Origin of the sequence: Marinobacter sp. (assembly GCF_039977835.1) — a bacterium.
Lineage (GTDB): Bacteria > Pseudomonadota > Gammaproteobacteria > Pseudomonadales > Oleiphilaceae > Marinobacter.
In genome coordinates, this window is record NZ_JBDWCL010000004.1 from 86,989 (window position 1) to 106,322 (window position 19,334).

The 19,334-nt window shown below is 57.6% G+C and carries 21 protein-coding genes; 16 read left to right on the forward strand and 5 right to left on the reverse strand.

Translation table 11 applies throughout. The annotated features are described in order from the left end of the window. Positions 1-8 precede the first annotated feature (8 nt). The gene (gene mutM, locus ABJM11_RS00855) at positions 9-833 is read right to left on the reverse strand and encodes a bifunctional DNA-formamidopyrimidine glycosylase/DNA-(apurinic or apyrimidinic site) lyase (RefSeq protein ID WP_348294281.1); all 825 of its coding nucleotides are present in this window, start codon (positions 831-833) and stop codon (positions 9-11) included. A 158-nt stretch (positions 834-991) separates the two neighbouring features. Here mutM and ABJM11_RS00860 point away from each other — a divergent pair, with 158 nt between their 5' ends. After that, the gene (locus ABJM11_RS00860) at positions 992-2,170 is read left to right on the forward strand and encodes a fatty acid desaturase (RefSeq protein WP_348294283.1); all 1,179 of its coding nucleotides are present in this window, start codon (positions 992-994) and stop codon (positions 2,168-2,170) included. Between the two features lie 153 nt (positions 2,171-2,323). Here the strand turns inward: ABJM11_RS00860 and rsmD are convergent, their stop codons facing one another. Then, positions 2,324-2,929: a 16S rRNA (guanine(966)-N(2))-methyltransferase RsmD gene (gene rsmD / locus ABJM11_RS00865; RefSeq protein WP_348294284.1), complete on the reverse strand. Its 606-nt coding sequence runs from the start codon at positions 2,927-2,929 to the stop codon at positions 2,324-2,326. Between the two features lie 167 nt (positions 2,930-3,096). Between rsmD and ftsY the strand changes: the two genes are divergently transcribed. The 8 genes from ftsY to ABJM11_RS00905 all read left to right on the forward strand — a co-directional run bounded on the left by ftsY (position 3,097) and on the right by ABJM11_RS00905 (position 11,089). Then, positions 3,097-4,278: a signal recognition particle-docking protein FtsY gene (ftsY, locus tag ABJM11_RS00870; protein WP_348294286.1), complete on the forward strand. Its 1,182-nt coding sequence runs from the start codon at positions 3,097-3,099 to the stop codon at positions 4,276-4,278. A 25-nt stretch (positions 4,279-4,303) separates the two neighbouring features. After that, positions 4,304-4,987 carry a cell division ATP-binding protein FtsE gene (gene ftsE / locus ABJM11_RS00875; protein WP_348294288.1) on the forward strand — a complete coding sequence of 228 codons (684 nt, stop codon included), beginning with the start codon at positions 4,304-4,306 and terminating at the stop codon, positions 4,985-4,987. After that, complete coding sequence (gene ftsX / locus ABJM11_RS00880; protein ID WP_348294290.1) at positions 4,980-5,978, forward strand: permease-like cell division protein FtsX; 999 nt, start codon at positions 4,980-4,982, stop codon at positions 5,976-5,978. Before ftsE ends, ftsX begins: the two co-directional genes overlap by 8 nt. A 194-nt stretch (positions 5,979-6,172) precedes the next feature. Next, positions 6,173-7,042, forward strand: coding sequence for an RNA polymerase sigma factor RpoH (rpoH, locus tag ABJM11_RS00885; protein ID WP_348294292.1), 870 nt, complete (start codon positions 6,173-6,175; stop codon positions 7,040-7,042). 102 nt (positions 7,043-7,144) lie between these two features. Beyond that, positions 7,145-8,059 (forward strand): NAD(P)-dependent oxidoreductase, encoded by a 915-nt coding sequence (locus ABJM11_RS00890; RefSeq protein ID WP_348294293.1) that lies wholly within the window; start codon positions 7,145-7,147, stop codon positions 8,057-8,059. 3 nt (positions 8,060-8,062) lie between these two features. Beyond that, positions 8,063-8,842 carry a hydroxypyruvate isomerase gene (gene hyi, locus ABJM11_RS00895; protein ID WP_348294294.1) on the forward strand — a complete coding sequence of 260 codons (780 nt, stop codon included), beginning with the start codon at positions 8,063-8,065 and terminating at the stop codon, positions 8,840-8,842. A 104-nt stretch (positions 8,843-8,946) separates the two neighbouring features. Continuing rightward, positions 8,947-9,627: a response regulator transcription factor gene (locus tag ABJM11_RS00900; protein WP_137436320.1), complete on the forward strand. Its 681-nt coding sequence runs from the start codon at positions 8,947-8,949 to the stop codon at positions 9,625-9,627. After that, the gene (locus ABJM11_RS00905) at positions 9,614-11,089 is read left to right on the forward strand and encodes a HAMP domain-containing sensor histidine kinase (RefSeq protein WP_348294296.1); all 1,476 of its coding nucleotides are present in this window, start codon (positions 9,614-9,616) and stop codon (positions 11,087-11,089) included. The genes ABJM11_RS00900 and ABJM11_RS00905 overlap by 14 nt, the downstream gene beginning before the upstream one ends. On the opposite strand, the gene ABJM11_RS00910 is transcribed toward ABJM11_RS00905, so the two are convergent. Next, on the reverse strand, positions 11,090-11,377 hold the full coding sequence (locus ABJM11_RS00910; RefSeq protein WP_348294298.1) for a hypothetical protein: 288 nt from the start codon (positions 11,375-11,377) through the stop codon (positions 11,090-11,092). Positions 11,378-11,659: 282 nt separating this feature from the next. Between ABJM11_RS00910 and greB the strand changes: the two genes are divergently transcribed. Together greB and ABJM11_RS00920 are read left to right on the forward strand one after the other, a co-directional pair. After that, positions 11,660-12,151 (forward strand): transcription elongation factor GreB, encoded by a 492-nt coding sequence (greB, locus tag ABJM11_RS00915; RefSeq protein ID WP_348294300.1) that lies wholly within the window; start codon positions 11,660-11,662, stop codon positions 12,149-12,151. Between the two features lie 138 nt (positions 12,152-12,289). Continuing rightward, a complete protein-coding gene (locus ABJM11_RS00920) occupies positions 12,290-12,733 on the forward strand; it encodes a hypothetical protein (RefSeq protein WP_348294302.1) in 444 nt (147 codons plus the stop codon). Positions 12,734-12,751: 18 nt separating this feature from the next. On the opposite strand, the gene ABJM11_RS00925 is transcribed toward ABJM11_RS00920, so the two are convergent. After that, the gene (locus ABJM11_RS00925; RefSeq protein ID WP_348294303.1) at positions 12,752-13,063 is read right to left on the reverse strand and encodes a site-specific integrase; all 312 of its coding nucleotides are present in this window, start codon (positions 13,061-13,063) and stop codon (positions 12,752-12,754) included. Between the two features lie 146 nt (positions 13,064-13,209). Next, positions 13,210-13,470 (reverse strand): acyl-CoA-binding protein, encoded by a 261-nt coding sequence (locus ABJM11_RS00930; RefSeq protein WP_348294305.1) that lies wholly within the window; start codon positions 13,468-13,470, stop codon positions 13,210-13,212. 313 nt (positions 13,471-13,783) lie between these two features. Here ABJM11_RS00930 and tssB point away from each other — a divergent pair, with 313 nt between their 5' ends. The 5 genes from tssB (at position 13,784) to tssG (ending at position 19,308) form a co-directional block, all read left to right on the forward strand. Then, the gene (tssB, locus tag ABJM11_RS00935) at positions 13,784-14,284 is read left to right on the forward strand and encodes a type VI secretion system contractile sheath small subunit (RefSeq protein WP_036211254.1); all 501 of its coding nucleotides are present in this window, start codon (positions 13,784-13,786) and stop codon (positions 14,282-14,284) included. Positions 14,285-14,360: 76 nt separating this feature from the next. After that, positions 14,361-15,842, forward strand: coding sequence for a type VI secretion system contractile sheath large subunit (gene tssC, locus ABJM11_RS00940; RefSeq protein WP_348294307.1), 1,482 nt, complete (start codon positions 14,361-14,363; stop codon positions 15,840-15,842). 3 nt (positions 15,843-15,845) lie between these two features. Continuing rightward, on the forward strand, positions 15,846-16,286 hold the full coding sequence (tssE, locus tag ABJM11_RS00945; RefSeq protein ID WP_348294309.1) for a type VI secretion system baseplate subunit TssE: 441 nt from the start codon (positions 15,846-15,848) through the stop codon (positions 16,284-16,286). Between the two features lie 269 nt (positions 16,287-16,555). Next, complete coding sequence (gene tssF, locus ABJM11_RS00950) at positions 16,556-18,328, forward strand: type VI secretion system baseplate subunit TssF (RefSeq protein WP_348294310.1); 1,773 nt, start codon at positions 16,556-16,558, stop codon at positions 18,326-18,328. After that, the gene (gene tssG / locus ABJM11_RS00955; protein ID WP_348294311.1) at positions 18,292-19,308 is read left to right on the forward strand and encodes a type VI secretion system baseplate subunit TssG; all 1,017 of its coding nucleotides are present in this window, start codon (positions 18,292-18,294) and stop codon (positions 19,306-19,308) included. The genes tssF and tssG overlap by 37 nt, the downstream gene beginning before the upstream one ends. The last annotated feature ends 26 nt before the right edge of the window (positions 19,309-19,334 follow it).

Consider the following 19,334-nt stretch of genomic DNA (forward strand, 5'->3'; position numbering starts at 1 on the left):
GCGCGGGTCTAGCGCTGGCATTTGCCACAGTAAACCGTCGAACGTTGGTTCATCCGTATTTCCTTCAGTGTTTGCCCGCATTCCTGGCAGGGCTCCCCGGTACGACCGTACACCAGCAGCGACTGTGCAAAATAACCAGGCTTGCCGTCGCTGTTCACGAAGTCCCTCAGGGTGGTTCCGCCCATCAGAATGGCGGCGCTGAGGGTTTCCCGGATGGCCTCCACCAGGCGATTATAGCGGTCCAGGCTGATTCGCCCGGCGGCACGGCGGGGGTGGATGCCGGCCTTGAACAACGCTTCGTTGGCGTAGATGTTACCCACACCCACCACCACGTGGTTGTCCATAATGAAGGACTTGACGGGGGCTTTTTTGCCCCTGGATATGCGGTAGAGCAGGTGGGCATTAAACTCCGGCGCCAGCGGCTCGGGGCCCAGGCTGGCAATGAGCGGATGCTCATCCGGGATTTCGGACCACAGCCAGCAACCGAACCGGCGTGGATCATTGAAGCGAAGGCGAGTGCCACTGTCCAGTTCCAGCTCAACGTGGTCATGGGGTAGTGGTTCGCTCTGGTCCGTAATAACCCGCAAGCTGCCGGACATGCCCAGATGCACGATCAGTGAGCCGGCCACGGTGGCTGAGCGGACTCCGATCAGCAGGTATTTCGCGCGGCGGTCCACGGTGTGAATAACGACGCCTTCCAGCAGCTCCCTCAGGTTGCCCGGAACGGGCCAGCGAAGACGGTTATCCCGCACGGTCACGCGGGTGATGGTCCGGTGCTCGCAATAGGGCGCTATGCCGCGCCGGGTGGTTTCCACTTCGGGTAATTCGGGCAAGGGATTTTACTCCAGCGACAGGGGTCGGTAACGGATAAGTGTAATCAGTAACAAATTGGCATCCAAATACGGTTGTTCCGGCTAACAACTGTACGCTAAAGTGGCCTGATACGGTTGCTGGGCAGTACCGGATTCTTATTTCGGACGAGGAAAACTCTATGTGGTACAACGGTCTTCTGGACCTTTCGGTGATGCAGCTGATCCTGGTTGCGCTGGGGCTTACCCACATCACAATCATCAGCGTTACGCTTTACCTGCATCGCCATTCTGCCCATAACTCACTGGATCTGCATCCGGTGCTGGCGCATTTTTTCCGTTTCTGGCTGTGGCTGACCACGGCACAGAACACCAAGCAATGGACAGCTATCCACCGTAAACATCATGCCAAGTGCGAAACTGAGGAAGACCCCCACAGTCCGGTGGTGCTGGGTATTCGCAAGGTGCTGTTTGAAGGGGCTGAGCTTTATGAGGAGGCCGGTACGCCGGAAACCCTGGAGCGTTACGGTCAGCGCACCCCGGAAGATTGGGTGGAGAACAACGTTTACAGCCGCTACAAGATGTTGGGTATCCAGTTGATGGCAGTGATTGACCTGCTGCTGTTCGGTGTTCACGGTATCTGGATCTGGGCGGTGCAGATGATGTGGATTCCGGTATGGGCTGCAGGAGTGGTCAACGGCATTGGCCACTTCATGGGTTATCGTAATTTCGAGTGCAGCGACAATGCCCGCAACATTTCGCCCTGGGGCATTCTGATTGGCGGCGAAGAGTTGCACAACAATCACCATACCTATCCCAATTCGTCCAAGCTGTCGCGCCGCTGGTACGAGGTGGATATCGGCTGGGGTTACATCCGTCTGTTCCAGTTCTTCGGGCTGGCAACCCCCAAGGGCTTCAAGCCTATTGCCCATTATGTGCCGGGTAAGCAGGAGGTGGATGTTGAGACGGTGCAGGCGATTACCAACAGTCGCTTCGACATCATGCGACAGTATCGCAAGCGGGTGATGGAACCGGTTTTGCGTCAGCAGAAGTCGCTGATGGATGAGGAGATCCGCCCGCGTTACCGCAGTCTGAAGCGTTTGTTGTCCCGGGAGGTAACGCTGATCAAGCCCAAGGAGAAGGAACACCTGGAGACTGTGCTGGAGCGTAATGCGGTGTTGCGGCAGATTTATGAGAAGAGCAACGAGCTGCAGGAGCTCTGGCGTCGTCGTGGTTTGAAACCGCAGGATAAGCTGCATGCGTTGATGGAGTGGTGCCGGGAGGCTGAGGCCAGTGGTATCCGCTATCTGGAAGACTTTGCGGCGCATTTGCGGGCTTATTCTCTTAGACCCTCTCCCTAGCTAGTAGCCTGCTGTTGGGGTGTCTGGTCCCGAGGTGGGGTGCCTTTTCTTCTGGGAAAAGAACTCGCTTCGCTCAGACACCTTTTCCCGGCAGAAAAGGCACCCCACCCCGAGACCGATTTGACCTTGGTGAAATCTCCCCGCGTGGTCTCCTCAGTTGGTTGCTTCTGATCCTTCCACTCTGAACAAGCAGTAGGTCACTTGGCCTGCTGTTTTCTGTCTATGGAGGGTCCAGTTGGCGGGTGGCGTTGGTGTCGACATCTCGCTTTCGTGTTCTGCGTAGATCCAGCCTCCGGATTTTACCCACCCATGATCTGCAATCATCGGAAACAGCTTTTCCAGCCAGCCTTGTCTGAACGGTGGGTCCATGAACAGGATGTCGAAGGGTCTGGCTGGAGGTTGGGCCAGGTAGGTGTCGATGTTCTGGCAGACCACTTCTCCCATTTCTGATTTCAACAGCCGCAAGTTGCCACGAAGTGCCTGGGCGAGGGCCGGGGTGTGGTCGACGAAGACGGTTATGCCGGCGCCGCGGGAGAGGGCTTCCAGGCCCAGGGCGCCGGAGCCGGCGAAGAGGTCGAGGCAGCGGCTGCCGGTGAGGTGGTATGCCAGCCAGTTGAAGAGGGTTTCGCGGGTGCGGGCGGGGGTTGGGCGTACGCCGCCGGCTTCGGGGAAGCGCAGTTTGCGGCTGCGCCAGTCGCCGCCGATGATGCGGAGTTCTCCTCCGCCGCTGGCGGCCCTGGGTTTCTGGTTGCGTGCCATTGTCCGTAAGGTCTCTTGATCGCTGGTGCGGTGCGTCTGTGCGTGCGGTTGGCACCATGTTACGAAGGTTTATCCGGTGAGTCACCTGCGGCCATCACTTAGGGCATCCAGTCTGCTAGAATACCGGCTTTCTTTTATCCCGCGAATCGACAACCAATGGTATGACTATGACGGCAGAGTGGATTGCTATCGGCCTTCTGGCCCTTCTTGTCCTGGTGTTTGTTCTGGATGTGGCCGCCAACCGCAGGCGTGTGCCGCGGCCGAAGCCTGTGCCCCAGAAAAAGCCGGAACCCTCCGAAGGTGCTGTGCCAAAAGCTGAGGACAGGAAGGAAGCTGAGCACGAGAGTGTCCCGGTTGCCGAAGTTCCCTTTGCGGAGGAAGCTCCGGCGGCGCCTCAGCCAGCCCCGGAGCCTGAGGCGCCTCAGGTCAGTGTTTTCGAGCGTATCCGCCAGGGTCTGGGTAAAACCCGGGCCAACCTGACCGGTGGCCTTGCCGACCTGTTCTCCGTCGGCAAGAAAGTGGATGAGGATCTGCTGGAGGAAATTGAAACCACGCTGCTGATGGCAGATGTGGGCGTTACCGCTACTTCGGAAATCATTGAGTCATTGACGGACAAGCTTCAGCGCAACCAGCTCAAGGACGGAGAGGCCCTGCGCAAGGCACTGCGGGAGGAGCTCCATGGCCTGCTGGCGGATGTGACCAGGCCCCTGGAAATCGACACCGCCAAAAAACCCTACGTGATTTTGATGGTGGGTGTGAATGGGGTGGGTAAAACCACCACCATCGGTAAGCTCACCAAGCTGTTCCAGCGTGATGGCAAGTCGGTAATGCTGGCAGCGGGGGATACCTTCCGGGCGGCAGCGGTGGAGCAGTTGCAGGTGTGGGGCGAGCGCAACAACGTGCCTGTGGTGGCCCAGCATACCGGTGCTGACAGTGCTTCAGTGATCTTCGATGCCGTCCAGTCGGCCCAGTCTCGCGGGGTGGATGTGGTCATCGCCGATACCGCTGGCCGCCTCCAGAACAAGGACAACCTGATGAGCGAGCTGGAGAAGGTGGTTCGGGTCATCAAGAAGCTCGACGATACCGCTCCCCATGAAGTCATGCTGGTGCTGGACGCCGGCACTGGCCAGAATGCCCTCAGCCAGGCCCAGGTATTCCAGCAGGCAGTGGGTGTCAGTGGTATTACCCTGACCAAGCTGGATGGCACGGCAAAGGGTGGTATTGTGTTCGCCATTGCCCGGCAGTTGCAGCTACCCATTCGCTACATCGGTGTGGGGGAGCAGGTGGACGACTTACGCAGCTTCGATGCCCGCACTTTCGTGGATGCGCTGTTTGACGAAAATTCTTGATAACACCCCAGAGAAGTAACCCCCGATGATCGAGTTCCATCAGGTCACCAAACGGTACGACAGCGACCATACCGCGCTGCGGCAGGTCAATTTCGGCCTGGAGCGCGGAGAGCTGGCGTTTCTTACCGGCCACTCCGGTGCCGGTAAAAGCACTTTGCTAAAGCTGATCATGGTGATGGAGCGCCCCAGTGCCGGTGAGGTGATTGTGGGCGGGCAGGTGCTCAATACCTTGCCGCGCCGCCAGGTGCCCTACATCCGCCGCCACATCGGCGTGGTGTTCCAGAACCACCAGTTATTGTTTGACCGCACTGTGTTCGACAACGTGGCCATGCCACTGGAGGTGATGGGCACGCCTGCCCGGGATATCGGCAGACGCGTTCGTGCCGCGCTGGACAAGGTGGGGCTGCTTAGCAAGGAAAAGATGAACCCGCTGCAGCTTTCCGGCGGAGAGCAGCAACGGGTGGGTATTGCCCGGGCCGTCGTGAACAAGCCACCGGTTTTGCTGGCGGACGAGCCCACCGGTAATCTGGACCCCGAGCTTTCTGCTGACATCATGCGGCTGTTTACGGAATTCAGCCAGGTGGGGGTTACGGTATTGATCGCCTCCCACGATATTGCCCTGATCAACGATCTTCGGCGTCGCACGCTGACGCTGGATCACGGCCGGCTGGTGTCTGGGGTCGGGGTTGCGGGGGGACTGCATGGCTAACGATCCCCGCAGACAACAGACCCGGGGTGCGAAAAGTGCTCGCTCGCCGTGGCGCGAACAGGCCGAGAGCTACCTGAGCCATCACCGCAAAGTTGCCCGGGACAGCGCCCAGCGGCTGTGGCAGTCTCCGATTGCCAGTATGATGACCTGGACGGTTATGGGCGTGGCCCTGGCATTACCGGTGGCACTGATGTTGCTCTTGGCCAGCCTGGAAGGCGTCAGCGCTGGCTGGGAAAGCTCCGCCCGGGTGACGGCCTATCTGAACGAGGCCGTCTCTATAGAGGAGGCTCAGGCCCTTAAGGCAACGGTCTCTGATGACAGCCGCGTGGCTGAAGTGGAGTTGATCGACCGGGATGCGGCGCTGGATGAATTCCGTGCTTCTTCCGGTCTTGAAGATGCCCTGGATTACCTTAACGAGAATCCGTTGCCCCATACGTTGCTGGTTACGCCCAGTGAAAGTTCCCGCACTGCCGACGGTGTGGAGATGCTGTTGACGGTGATTGAAGGGCTGGACGGTGTGGAGCGTGTGCAGGTGGACCTGGGGTGGTTGCAGCGGCTGAATGCGATGACCGACCTTCTGGGCCGTGCGGTATGGGCCCTGGCCCTGTTGCTGGCCGCTGCGGTGGTGCTGGTGATCGGTAATACCGTGCGCCTGGCCATTGAAAACCGCCGTGACGAAATTCTGGTGGCGAAACTGGTAGGTGGCACAGATGCCTTCGTGCGCCGCCCATTTCTGTACACCGGTGCCTGGTTTGGTCTTGGGGGTGGTATAGTTGCGTGGCTGCTGCTTCAGATATCGCTCTGGTGGCTCAGCGGTCCGGTTGAGCGCCTGGCAGGGCTTTACCGCAGCGAATTCTCTCTTAACGGTCTGACGTTTGACGGGGCGCTGGCGTTGATAATTGCCGCCATGCTGCTAGGCTGGTTGGGAGCTTGGGTAGCCGTCAAGCGTCACCTTGATGATATTGAGCCTGGCGAAATAGCCGGCGGGTGATCTCCGGTTTCGGTAATGCCGTATTGAAAACATCTGTGCTTTCGGGGTAGCTTGAAATCAGATTGAAGCAGTGAGCAAATTCCCAGTTTGTTGATTTAAAACGTTTTAACGGGAATTCAGGGAACTTTCAGGGTACTTGGCGGTCACAGTGCGAGTTGTTATATTTACTGGCCGTCATGTTCGGAGGAGAAAATATGGGTACGAATCTACAGGTCCTCGACAGACTGGTTCCGGGCGCGAATCTGGAGTCCTATATACAGGCCGCCAGCCGTATACCGGTGCTTTCTGTAGAGGAGGAGCGCAAGCTTTCAGAGCGGCTGCATTACGAAGGTGATGTGGATGCTGCCCGTGAGCTGGTGCTTTCGCATCTGCGCTTCGTGATCCATATTGCCCGCAGTTATGCCGGTTATGGTCTCTCCCAGGCCGATCTGATCCAGGAAGGCAATGTGGGCCTGATGAAAGCGGTCAAGCGTTTTAACCCGGAATATGGTGTACGCCTGGTCTCCTTTGCAGTGCACTGGATCAAGGCGGAGATTCACGAGTTCATTCTGCGTAACTGGCGTATCGTGAAGGTCGCAACCACCAAGGCCCAGCGCAAGCTGTTCTTTAACCTTCGCAGCCAGAAGAAGCGCTTGGCGTGGCTGAGCCATGATGAAGTGAACGCTGTCGCCAGCGATCTTGGTGTAGAGCCAAAGGTTGTTCGTGAAATGGAGGGTCGTCTGGCCTCCCATGATACTGCGTTTGACGGGCCCCAGGACGACGATGACGACAATGCCTACCAGGCTCCGGCGTATTATCTGGAGGATCACCGCAGCAACCCGGCCACTCAACTGGAGCAGTCGGACTGGACGGATGATTCTAACGGTCGCCTGATGTCTGCGTTGGAGTTGTTGGACGAACGTAGCCAGGACATCCTGCGTGAGCGCTGGTTGTCTGACAGCAAGTCCACGCTGCATGAACTGGCTGACAGGTATGGCGTCTCTGCCGAGCGTATCCGTCAGTTGGAAAAGAACGCCATGAAGAAGATTCGGGCGCAGATGACGACGGAAGAAGCTGTCGCATAAGCCAGAAACAACTCGGGCTTTTTGTCAGAACGCCACCACCCTCACGGGGTCGGTGGCGTTTTTGTTTGTATAATCGAGCTTTGATTCAGGGACCAACGAGTCATGACCAATAAACGTTTGCACCTTGCCTTTTTAGGTGTCGGGCTTATGGGTACCCCCATGGTTCGTAACCTTCTGAACGCCGGTTTCCCAATGACTTTGTGGAACCGGACCTCGAGCAAGTGCGAGCCCTTTGTAGGCGAGGCCAGCATTGCCAACTCTCCTGAAGATGCTGTTCGCAATGCCGATGTGGTGATCACCATGCTGGAAAACGGCGATGTGGTGGACAGCGTGATGGTGGCGCAGGGCGGCATCAGCGCACTCAGGGCCGGAGCGGTGTATATTGACATGAGTTCGGTTCAGCCTTCGCTGGCACGCCGTCACGCGGGCCTGGCTCATGAACAGGGTGCGAGCTATGTCGATGCGCCGGTATCGGGTGGAACCGTGGGAGCTGAACAGGCGACTCTGAGTATCATGGCCGGCGGTTCTGAAGCAGACATTGAAGGGGTGATGCCGGTTTTCGAAGTATTGGGGAAGTGCACCCCGATTGGTCCCGTCGGTGCCGGACAACTGGCCAAGCTGGCCAATCAGGCCATCGTGGGTATTACCATTGGCGCGGTTTCCGAAGCGTTACTGCTGGCTGCGAAAGGCGGGGCTGATCCTGCCGCTGTGCGGGACGCCTTGATGGGTGGCTTTGCAGGCAGCCGTATTCTGGAGCTTCATGGCCAGAGAATGATCGAGCGTGATTTCTCCCCCGGTGCGCCTGCGCGTATCCAGCTCAAGGATCTGCGTATGATTCTGGACGAGGCGCGCTCGGAAGGACTGACTCTGCCGCTGGCGCAGCAGGTACACAATGAATATCAGAGCCTCGTCGCCAACGGGCACAGTGATGTGGACCACAGCGGTCTGTTGCTGGAACTGGAACATCTGAATGGCGCGCTGTTGGGCTCCTCGCCGGCCATTAAACGTAGGGGATAAGCCATGCCTGTATTTGCTGCCAATCTCTCCATGCTGTTCACCGAGGTGGATTTTCTGGACCGTTTCCGGGTGGCGCGGGAGGCTGGATTTACCGGTGTGGAGTACCTGTTCCCTTATGAATGGCGGGAAGAGGATCTCAGGCACGAACTTGAAGCAAACGGCTTGACCCAGGTGCTGTTCAACCTGCCGCCCGGCGACTGGGGCGCTGGTGAGCGAGGCATCGCTTGCCTGCCCGACCGTGTGGATGAATTCAGGGCGGGTGTGGACCAGGCCATTCGTTATGCCCGGGCCCTGAACTGTAAACAGGTCAACTGTCTGGCGGGCATCTGCCCTGCCGCCATGGATGAGTCACTGGCCTGGCAAACGCTGGTGGATAATGTGACATACGCCGCTGCCCGGCTTGAGGACGAAGGCATCACCCTGTGCCTGGAGGCCATCAACTCAAGGGTGGATATACCGGGATTCTTCCTGGATAACTCCGCGCGGGTGATACAGTTGATTGAGGCGGTTGATGCTGGCAACGTTAAACTGCAGTACGACCTTTACCACATGCAGATTATGGAAGGGGATCTGATCCGCACGGTGGAGTGCCTGTTGCCGTGGATTGCCCATATCCAGTTTGCGGATAATCCCGGGCGTCATGAGCCTGGTACCGGGGAGATTAACTTTTGGAATGTTTTCGCGGCTCTTGACCGCATGGGGTATGGTGGCTGGGTGAGCGCGGAATATCGCCCCAGGAGCGACACGGCGGCAAGTCTGGGCTGGTTTCGGCATAGAGCGTGACCGTCGCCGTTGGCGACACCCTCTTACAAGATCGTAACTGGTCGGCAACCGATGTTCTTCGTACCCTAGCTGTTAATGTAATCCGCTAATCAGGAGGATAACCGGTGAAAGCACTGGTAATTGAAGACGATCAGGACGTGGCAAACTACCTTGTTAAAGGGCTGAAAGAGTCTGATTTTGTCGTTGATCATGCGGCGGATGGCAAGGATGGAATGATGATGGCCGCCAGCGAAGATTACGACATCATGATTGTCGATCGCATGCTTCCGGGTATGGACGGCCTGTCAATTATCAAAACGGTACGGGCCACCGGCAACCAGGTGCCAGTGCTGATCCTCAGTGCGCTGGGGGATGTGGATGACCGTGTGGAAGGTCTGCGGGGCGGCGGCGATGATTACCTGACCAAGCCCTTCTCCTTTACCGAACTGCTGGCCCGGATCGAATCCCTGGTGCGCCGTAATCGTCAGTCCGCCGAAACCGAGACTGTGCTGAAGGTAGCGGATCTGGAAATGGACCTGCTGGCCAGGACTGTCAAGCGGGCAGGGCACAATATTGACGTTCAGCCCCGGGAGTTCCGTTTGCTGGAATACCTGATGCGCAATGCCGGGCAGGTGGTCACCCGCACCATGCTGCTGGAAAAGGTATGGGACTACCACTTCGACCCGCAGACCAATGTGATTGATGTGCATATCAGCCGTCTGCGGGCGAAAATCGACAAGGAGTTCGATACCCCATTGCTGCAGACTATCCGGGGCGCAGGATACATGTTGCGTGAAACTGCTTAGCCAGCTCAGAACTTCATCGTTCCAGTTAGCCCTGCTGTATATGGTGGTGTTCGCCACCTCGGTTTTTCTGTTGTTGGCGTTTATCTACTGGCGTACAGCCGGGTTCATGACTGCCCAGACCGATGAAACCATCGAGGCTGAGATTGCCGGCCTCGCTGAGCAATATCGCGGCAGCGGTATCAATGGGCTGATTTCCATTATTCGCGAACGCGTTGCCCGCGACCCTAACGCCAAATCCATTTACCTGCTCACCACCGACGACTTTCTCAAGCTTGCCGGCAATATAGAAACCTGGCCGCAAGGCTCACGCTCGGAAAGTGGCTGGATCAATTTCACACTGGATGATTCGGTCGGCTGGACCGGCCCTGAGCGTCTTGCCCGTGCACGTATCTTCGAGGTGCAGGGCGGCCTGCGCTTGCTGGTTGGTCGTGATGTGGATGAACTGACCAATCTGAAAAAGGTGATCGAAACGGCCATCAACTGGGGTATGGGAATAACCCTGGCCCTGGCCCTGCTCGGTGGATTTCTGATGAGCCGAAGCACCACCCGGCGGATTGAGGTAATCAATAGTACGTCCCGGCGAATTATGAACGGGCACCTGTCTTTACGGATTCCTACCCGGGGCACCGACGACGATTTCGACCAGCTGGCTGAAAACCTCAACCAGATGTTGGACCGGATTGTGTACCTGATGGAAGGTATACGCCACGTGTCCGACAGCATTGCCCACGACTTGAGAACACCTCTGACCCGGTTGCGCAACCAGCTTGAAAACACCCTGATGTCGGTGGACAACGACGAAGCACGGGATCAGGCGGGCAAAGCGGTGGCGGAGGCGGATCAATTGTTGGCCACCTTCAATGCCCTGCTGAGAATTGCGCGTCTGGAAACCCGTGGCAATGCGGCGGATATGAAACAGGTGTCCCTTGGTGAGCTGGTCAGCGATGCCTGCGAACTCTACGAGGCGCTGGCGGAAGACAAGGAGCAGGATTTCGAGCAGTCGCTGCAGGAGAAAGTGGTGATCGAGGGGGACCGGGATCTGTTGTTCCAGATGGTCAGCAACCTCATCGACAACGCCATCAAGTACACGCCCGAACAGGGGAAGATTCGCGTCAGTGTTCGCAAGGAAGGGGCGGATGCGATTTTCGAGGTGGGGGATAGCGGTATTGGCATTCCCGACGAAGAAAAAGACCAGGTCTTCCAGCGCTTCTACCGGGTGGGTAAAAGCCGCTCACTGCCGGGGAACGGCCTCGGCCTCAGTCTTGTCAGTGCCGTGGCCGAGATCCACCAGGGAATTATATACCTGAGCGATCACCATCCTGGAGAAGAGTACCCGGGGCTAATGGTGACCGTTCGTCTGCCTGCCTATTCCCCGAACCGGAAACGCCTCAAGGATACCCAGACGCTGCCGGTATCGGAAGCTGGAGAACAGGCGTCTTCGGGCGAGCTCAAAGGCGCCTGATCAGTGGCCGGAAACACCCCTGAATTGATGTACACGACTGAGCAGAGGCTTGATCAGCGGGTCGGTACGGGTTTCGATCGCGGTGAGCAGACCGTCAAACTGTGACCGGCGACGATCAAACCTGGCCTGAATGCTGTCCCACTCGCCTTCCAGATGCTTCTGTTCCAGCATGATGAACGCGGCCAGGTTGTGGCGGTTCAACCTGCCGGTAATGCCATACTGATCCAGCTGGTAACCGAGCCTGTCCAGGCCGTTCAATGCTGTGTTGATCAGTTTTCGTGTATTCATGTCGGGTGCCCCGTTTGTTCGGAAAATATCGAGCAATAAGTGCTTCACTTGTTAGTAGACTTAACTAGTCCGGACGTTACCGCTACTCTCTAGAGTGAACAACCTAATTCCCGCCCTGAAGAAAACGTAATCGTGCGGCCACTGCGGTGTAACCTCGACTGTGCAAAATAGAGGGTGTAGTTATGGAAGCCAGTGGAAACTCCGCTTGCTTCTCCCTCCAGCACAGCGCTAGCCTTACCCCGTTTTTACGGGGTTTTTTTATTTCTACACGATGATTTTCCTATGGCCAGAACCCGCTACATAACAGCGGAGGGCGAAAGCGCCCTGCGTGAAGAGCTGCGCTACCTCTGGAAAGAGAAACGCCCGGAGGTCACCCAGGCCGTACGTGAAGCCGCCGCCCAGGGTGACCGATCAGAGAACGCCGAGTATATCTATGGCAAGAAACAGCTTCGGGAAATTGATCGGCGCGTTCGTTTTCTCAGCAAAAGGCTGGACGAGCTGACGGTGGTGGACCGGCTGCCGGATGACCGGCATAAGGTGTTCTTTGGTGCCTGGGTGACTATCGAGAGCGACGAGGGTGCTGAAAGCACCTATCGACTGGTCGGGCCCGATGAGTTCGACCTGTCTCGGGGCTATCTCAGTATTGACTCTCCCATGGCCCGCGCCCTCCTGGGCAAGCGTATTGATGATGAAGTGGGCGTGCGCACGCCGGATGGCTGGGACCATGTTGTCATTACCGGCATTCGTTACGAGCCAATCACGCCCGACAAGTGAGGAGTGTCACAAAACTGGCGCCCGCCCGGGTTTTTTGTCGTGTTTGGCGATAGACTGATCAAAAATTGTCAGCTTGAGTCGCGTCCGCATGATTTATGGATGCCCGGGCACGACAGGGAACAATAAAAGGTAATGGTTATGGGCGGATTCGATTCAATCAGGACGGCCATCGGGCTTGTGGCGCTGGCTTTGGTGCTATCACCGCTGGTGCGGGCGCAAACCGGGGAAGATCCCGTTGAAGGTGACGCATTCAGTTATGAGGAACGCTCAACCCTGGAAACCATTCCTTTCCGTTCCATGGAGGAAGAGTCTCTGGCCAACACCGTGATCGAAGGTGGGCTGGAGGCGCCGGCGGCCGGTGTACCGGTACAGCCGCGAACGGACGAGGACTTCTATCTTGATCCTCTCGCCCTGCAACCCCGTGACCCACGCACGGATCTCGGGCGCAACGAAATTCCGGTGGAATTCCGTTTCAGCAATCCCAAGTCCATTCCCGGACAGACCCACGGCGACAACTATATTATCCGGCCCCCGACCAACCGGAACTATGGTGCGTTCAATACTACAACCACCGAGCGTTAATTCTCACACCATTCTGGCTCACGCGGCAGCGATTCCGTCCGGCTCGGTCCTGCCCAGCACATCCTCGTAAAAAAACGCCAACGCCTGCTTTGCCTGATTCATGCGTGCCCGTGATACCTGCAGGCGCTCACTCAGATACACCAGGAAGAGCTGCCGATCATCCGGCTGCAGGGCATCGGGATTTTTCAGGTTGTGGAAAAGCACGAACCGGGAAATCCAGTGGAGGTAGGTCTGTTCTGCGCGATGGTTAAGCTGGTGTTTGCGGATGGCGCCAGTCACTCGACTGACAAGGCCGGGCTGCGACTGTTCCAGCGCCTCGGTAATATCCATGGTGCGTCTTCCGTGTGAATTGTTGTTCTTATGTTGCGCGCATCTTATGACAATCGTTTGACCGTCGCAAAAACTTTCACCGGGAGAATTGACAGGGAACAACTTCCGTTGCGGTTGTCGCTCCCCTTGCATGACTGGCTGCGTGGTTACTTCAGGGCTTCCAGTTTGTCGATATACTGCTGCATGGCTTCCTCGGAAGACGTGCCCTTTACCTTTTCCCAGGCGTCGTACTTGGCGCGGCCAACGAAATCCATCATGCCCGGGCGTTTGCCGCTGACATCGCCTTCGGTGGCCTGCTTGTAGAGGGCGTAGAACTCCAGTTTCAGTTCGTTGGACGGCTTGAAATCGCCCTCTGCGTTCTGAATGTAGTTTACAGCTTCGTCAAAACGGGTTTTCAGGTCACTCATGTGGGAGTCCTTATTTGATATTGAATCCGTAACTCATGGTCAGTCAGAGTATATCCAGACGTCATGCTGCCGTCATTGGCCGATCTTTCCAGTCGCCCCCGCATTAACGTCACTGACGGCACGATTTGGCCAAAACATCGACAACTTGGCAATTCCTTGCCTGCGACCGGATTTTTGCCAGGAGCTGGCCAGTTTTTGCTTGAGTGCCTGATTAATTCTGTGTAAAGTTTTGCCCGTAGCGTGCCAGGACGGTGCGCACAAAGGACTGTAATACAGCAACTGAGTTTGCACATGGACAACAGGGAGCAAGCGCATGTCTTCAAAAGACGGTTCCGTCGCGCCTAAAGAGCGCATCAATATCAAGTATGTCCCCGCCACCGGAGATCAGCAGGCTGAAACAGAGCTACCGCTGAAGATGTTTGTCGTTGGTGACTTCAAGGGGCAGGCCGAAGAAACTCCGATCGAAGACCGCAAGGCGATTTCCGTCGACAAGAACAACTTCCGTTCTGTGATGTCTGAAGCCGGTCTTACCCTCTCCACCACGGTCACCAACAAGCTGGACGAAGAAGCCGAAGAACTGCCGGTCAACCTCGAATTCCAGACCCTGGACGACTTTTCCCCGGATAGTATTTCCCGCCAGGTGCCGGAGCTGAAGAAGCTGATTGAGCTTCGTGAAGCACTGGTTGCCCTCAAGGGCCCGTTGGGTAACGTGCCATCGTTTCGTTCCAAGCTGCAGGAACTGCTGGACAACGATGACGCCCGCGACAAACTCCTTCAGGAGCTTGAGCTGGCCACGGACGAAAGCGGCGAATAACCCGGCCTCTTGATTCGAATTCTGCCATTGCTGGCAGGTTTCACTTTTCTATTAAAACGTACTGAAGGGATGTGGTATGTCTGATACTGCTGAGCAGCAATCTGCTGCCTCCGAAGCTGCTGCGGAAGGCTCACTGCTGGACCAGGTAATGGCCAACAGTCGCATGGCGCCCGCCGATGAAGGATACGATGTCGCCCGCCGCGGCGTGGCAACGTTTATCTCCAACCTGCTGAAAAGCGAAGAGAAAGGCCAGCCGGTCAACAAGGCTCTGGTTGACCAGATGGTGGTCGAGCTCGACCGTAAGATCAGCGCCCAGATGGATGAAATCCTGCACGCGCCGAAGCTGCAGGAACTGGAATCCTCCTGGCGCGGCCTGAAACTGATGGTCGACCGCACGGACTTCCGCGAGAATATCAAGGTGGACATTCTCCACGCCACCAAGACCGAATTGCTGGAAGACTTCGAGTTTGCGCCCGACGTAACCCAGACCGGTTTCTACAAGCACATTTACTCCACCGAATACGGCCAGTTTGGCGGTGAGCCGGTGGGCGCCGTAGTCGGTAACTACGCGTTTACCCCCTCCACCCCGGATATGAAGCTGCTGCAGTACGTGTCTTCCGTGGGTGCCATGGCTCATGCGCCGTTCCTGTCCTCGGTTGCGCCATCCTTCTTCGGCGTGGACAGCTACCAGGAGCTGCCGGCCATCAAGGAACTGAAAGCCGTCTTCGAAGGCCCGAAATACGCCAAATGGCGCTCCCTGCGCGAGTCGGAAGACGCCCGTTACCTGGGGCTGACATCTCCCCGCTTCCTTCTGCGTGTGCCTTATGATCCCACCGAAAACCCGGTACGCAGCTTCAACTACAAGGAAGATGTGTCCGGCGACCATGAGCATTACCTGTGGGGCAACACGGCCTACCTGCTGGCCACGCGCCTCACCGAAAGCTTTGCCAAATACCGCTGGTGCCCGAATATCATCGGCCCGCAAAGCGGTGGTTCCGTGGAAGATCTGCCGGTTCATACCTTTGAATCCTTCGGCCAGCTGGAAGCCAAGATCCCGACCGAGGTGCTGATCACCGACCGTCGCGAATACGAAATGGCCGACGAAGGTTTCATCGCCCTGACCATGCGCAAGGGCAGTGACAACGCGGCCTTCTTCTCCGCCAACTCGGTGCAGAAGCCCAAGCAGTTCCCGAACACCAAGGAAGGTAAGGAAGCGGAGACCAACTACAAGCTGGGTACGCAACTGCCTTACATGATGATCGTCAACCGCCTGGCGCACTACATCAAGGTGCTGCAGCGTGAGCAGATCGGTTCCTGGAAAGAGCGTCAGGACCTGGAGCGGGAACTGAACACCTGGATTCGCCAGTACGTGGCCGACCAGGAAAACCCGCCGGCGGATGTTCGCAGCCGTCGCCCGCTGCGCGCCGCCAAGGTGATCGTTTCCGACGTGGAAGGCGATCCGGGCTGGTACTCGGTCTCCCTGGCGGTTCGTCCGCACTTCAAGTACATGGGTGCGAACTTCGAGCTGTCACTCGTCGGCCGTCTGGACAAGGACTAATCCGTGTTCAGGAACACCGGTGCTGACGGTGTTCAGGCTTCGGGCGGCAGCCTGTTCGAGCGACTGGAGCAGGCTGCCGAACCCGCCGGGCAAAGCATGGGGCAAGTGACCCATGTGGTGGACTCCATCAAGCGCCACCTGGTTCGCCTGCTGAACGCCCATCCGGGCAACAGTGAAAGCGTGCCAGACCTGGGGCTGGTGGATTTCAACGACGCCACGCTCGGTACCCATGACCTGAGCATTCGTATTCGAAGTGCCATACGGCAGTGTATTGAGAAGTTTGAGCCCAGGGTGAGCCGGGTGGATGTGATGGCGATGCCCCAGGGGCCGGATCCGTTGCAGCTGCGGTTCCAGGTGACGGTCTACCTGAAGGTGGGTTCTGAAGACGATAAAACGACCATTGATTTGTTATTGGATGACAAGCGCTACTACCGGGTGATTTAACGTCAATCGGAGTAGCTTGAAGACATGGATGAGAGTGGGGGTGTAGTCAGGCTTCCAAAAGTGTGCGGAGCCATGGATGGCGGAGCCCAAGCGCCCATGGAAGGGCTTGCAGCGTCTTTTGGAAGCCTGAGTACACTGCCACTCGGAGTCAGAGGGGGACGGCGATACCTTTTCTTCTGGGAAAAAGAACTCGCTTCGCTCAGACACCTTTTTCCCGGCAGAAAAGGCATCCCCATCCTCCTCGATCGGACTTTGGTGTAGTAGTCGTTATGAAGTTGAATCGATTTTACAGGGACGAACTGAGTTTTCTCAGGCTACAGGGTCGGGAGTTTGCGGATGCGCATCCTCAGTTGACCCGGTTTCTTTCTGAGCAGAGTACTGACCCGGATGTCGAACGGCTGCTGGAAGGCTTCGCGTTTCTGACCGGGAAGCTCCGTGAGAAGGTCGAGGACGAGTTTCCAGAACTGACGCATTCGCTGCTGAACATGCTGTGGCCGAATTACCTCCGGCCGGTGCCCAGTTGCACCATCATGCGGTTTGATCCGCAACTGCATGCCATCAGTGAACGCCAGCGAGTGGATCGGCATACCGAGATCAAGAGCCGACCACTGGGCGACACCACGCGCCAGACCCAGTGTCGGTTTCGTACCTGTCGGGCGGTGGATGTGTTTCCGGTGAGTGTGGCGGATGCCCATGCAGAGCACTCACGGGAAGTGTCTTCCGTGACCGTGGACCTGGCGTTGCACACCGACCAGCCGCTGTCGTCGCTGGGCCTGGACAACCTGCGTTTTTATCTGGGCGGCGAGAGCCATATTTCCGAGACGCTGTACCTGTGGCTGAACCATTATCTGCAGCGCATGGAACTGGTGGTCGGGGATTCGGTGTTTTCCATTCCGGCCAGTCAGTTGAAGCCCGTCGGGTTTGCCAATGACGAGGCCCTGCTGCCGTACCCCAAGAACGCCTATCCGGGTTATCGGATTCTGCAGGAGTTCCTGAGCTTTCCCGAAGCCTTCCGTTTTGTGGATATACAGGGGCTGAAAACACGGTTGCCGGCGGTGCAGGCGGATGAAGTCAGCCTGCGTTTCCACTTCAGCCGGATTCTGCCGCCGGATGCGAAGATTCGTGCGGAGAATTTCCAGCTTTACTGCACGCCGGCCATCAACCTGTTTACTCATGAGGCCGATCCGGTGGATCTGAATGGACGCCAGACGGAGTACCGGATTGCGCCGTCCAGTCGCTCGCCGGAGCACTATGAGGTGTTCAGCATCGAGCAGGTAGAGGGCTGGCTGGAAGGCCGGTCCGGGCGCGGGGAGCCGCGGTTGTATACCGCGTTTGAGAGTTTTCAGCACGAGGTGGAGCGGGATCGTGGCCGCACTGCCCTCTACTACCGGGTGAAGGCTCGGGAGAGTGTGCGCGGGGATGGCTTTGACCACTATATTTCCTTCGTGCGCGGCGATGAGTCTGAATGCCTGAACCGCCAGGAAGCGGTATCACTGACTCTCACCTGCACCAACCGGCAGTTGCCGCATCAACTGGCGGTGGGGGAGATTTGCATGGCGACGGAGACAACGCCTGCCTTTGCGTCGTTCAGCAACATTACCCGGCCCACGCACACCCTGCGGCCGACCCTGGATGGCAGCCTGTTGTGGACACTGATCTCCAACCTGTCGCTGAACTATCTGTCGCTGCTGGATGTGGATGCGCTGCGAACGGTGCTGCGGGTCTATGATTTCCGTGCGCTGGTGGATCGCCAGGCGGAACGGGTATCCCAGAAACGCCTGGCCGGTATTCTGGATATCGAAACCACGCCGGTGGACCGTATGGTTCGAGGATTGCCGGTGCGGGGTATCCGTTCGGTGATGCGTCTGGACCAGCAATCTTTTGCGTCTGAGGGAGATCTTTACCTGTTCGGCACAGTACTCAGCCAGTTTTTTGCACTTTACGCCAGTATTAACGCCTTTCACCAACTGGAAGTGGTGAATACAGACAACCAGGAACGGTATACATGGACGTTACAACAAGGCCAACAGCCTCTGATGTAGCCGAGCTGCAGCCCGTTCTGGGCAATGCGCGACGCTACAGCTTTTTCCAGCTGGTAGACCTGATCCATCGTCATCATGGTGATGATCTGGAGCGATTCCAGGACGAACAGCCCCAGCGGGAGCGTATTCGTTTCTCGGCATCTGCGGGGCTCGGATTTCCCGGCAGTGATGTGGTGTCGGCGGCGTCGCCGGAACACGAGCACGCCCCCTACCAGCTGGAAGTCAGTTTTCTGGGGTTGCACGGCTCCCAGTCGCCTCTGCCTGGTTACTACCTGGAAGATCTGGCCTGGGAAGCAGGGCAGAACCTGGGCATACGGCGCCATTTTCTGGACTTTTTCAATCACCGGCTGGTGACCCTGTTTCACCGGGCCTGGCGCAAGTATCGCTATTACGTGAGGTTCCGGCCGGAAGCATCGGACGGCTTTTCCGAGCACATCTTTTCTCTGGTTGGCCTGGGAGATCCGCAGGTCAGGGCGGCAACGCCGGTCAACTGGTCGAAGATGCTGGCTTACGCCGGGATGATGGCAGGGCGCAGCCGCTCGCCGGAGGTTGTGAGCGGCATTATCGGCCACTGTTTCGACCTTGACGATGTGGGCATTGAGCAGTGGGTATTGCGCCGGGTGGCCATTCCGAAGGACCAGCAAACCCGTCTGGGGCAGGCCAACGCCTCCCTGGGCCAGGATACCCTGGTGGGTTCCGGTATTCGTGATCGCAGTGGCAAGTTCATCCTGCGAGTCCGCAACCTGGACCGCCGGCGGTTCGCGGACTTCCTACCCAATGGGGAAGATCACGACCGGCTGGTGAAACTGGTGGAGTTTGTTACCCGTGAACAGCTCGCCTACGACCTGGAACTGCAGATGCGACCCCGGGACGTCAAACCGATGCAACTGGGGGCGGATGTCCGGCTGGGCTGGAACTCGTTTGTAACGCCGGAAAAGGCCCGGAAGCTGCCAGCGGTGCGGCTTCAGATACGCCGCTGAACTCACAACGGATTGTGTAAAAGGAA

Coding starts and splice junctions, on each gene's coding strand:
- ABJM11_RS00860 (WP_348294283.1), top strand. CDS start 992: ATGTGGTACAACGGTCTTCTGGACCTTTCGGTGATGCAGCTGATCCTG.
- rsmD (WP_348294284.1), bottom strand. CDS start 2,929: ATGGCACGCAACCAGAAACCCAGGGCCGCCAGCGGCGGAGGAGAACTC.
- ftsY (WP_348294286.1), top strand. CDS start 3,097: ATGACGGCAGAGTGGATTGCTATCGGCCTTCTGGCCCTTCTTGTCCTG.
- ftsE (WP_348294288.1), top strand. CDS start 4,304: ATGATCGAGTTCCATCAGGTCACCAAACGGTACGACAGCGACCATACC.
- ftsX (WP_348294290.1), top strand. CDS start 4,980: ATGGCTAACGATCCCCGCAGACAACAGACCCGGGGTGCGAAAAGTGCT.
- rpoH (WP_348294292.1), top strand. CDS start 6,173: ATGGGTACGAATCTACAGGTCCTCGACAGACTGGTTCCGGGCGCGAAT.
- ABJM11_RS00890 (WP_348294293.1), top strand. CDS start 7,145: ATGACCAATAAACGTTTGCACCTTGCCTTTTTAGGTGTCGGGCTTATG.
- hyi (WP_348294294.1), top strand. CDS start 8,063: ATGCCTGTATTTGCTGCCAATCTCTCCATGCTGTTCACCGAGGTGGAT.
- ABJM11_RS00910 (WP_348294298.1), bottom strand. CDS start 11,377: ATGAATACACGAAAACTGATCAACACAGCATTGAACGGCCTGGACAGG.
- greB (WP_348294300.1), top strand. CDS start 11,660: ATGGCCAGAACCCGCTACATAACAGCGGAGGGCGAAAGCGCCCTGCGT.
- ABJM11_RS00920 (WP_348294302.1), top strand. CDS start 12,290: ATGGGCGGATTCGATTCAATCAGGACGGCCATCGGGCTTGTGGCGCTG.
- ABJM11_RS00925 (WP_348294303.1), bottom strand. CDS start 13,063: ATGGATATTACCGAGGCGCTGGAACAGTCGCAGCCCGGCCTTGTCAGT.
- ABJM11_RS00930 (WP_348294305.1), bottom strand. CDS start 13,470: ATGAGTGACCTGAAAACCCGTTTTGACGAAGCTGTAAACTACATTCAG.
- tssB (WP_036211254.1), top strand. CDS start 13,784: ATGTCTTCAAAAGACGGTTCCGTCGCGCCTAAAGAGCGCATCAATATC.
- tssC (WP_348294307.1), top strand. CDS start 14,361: ATGTCTGATACTGCTGAGCAGCAATCTGCTGCCTCCGAAGCTGCTGCG.
- tssF (WP_348294310.1), top strand. CDS start 16,556: ATGAAGTTGAATCGATTTTACAGGGACGAACTGAGTTTTCTCAGGCTA.
- tssG (WP_348294311.1), top strand. CDS start 18,292: ATGGACGTTACAACAAGGCCAACAGCCTCTGATGTAGCCGAGCTGCAG.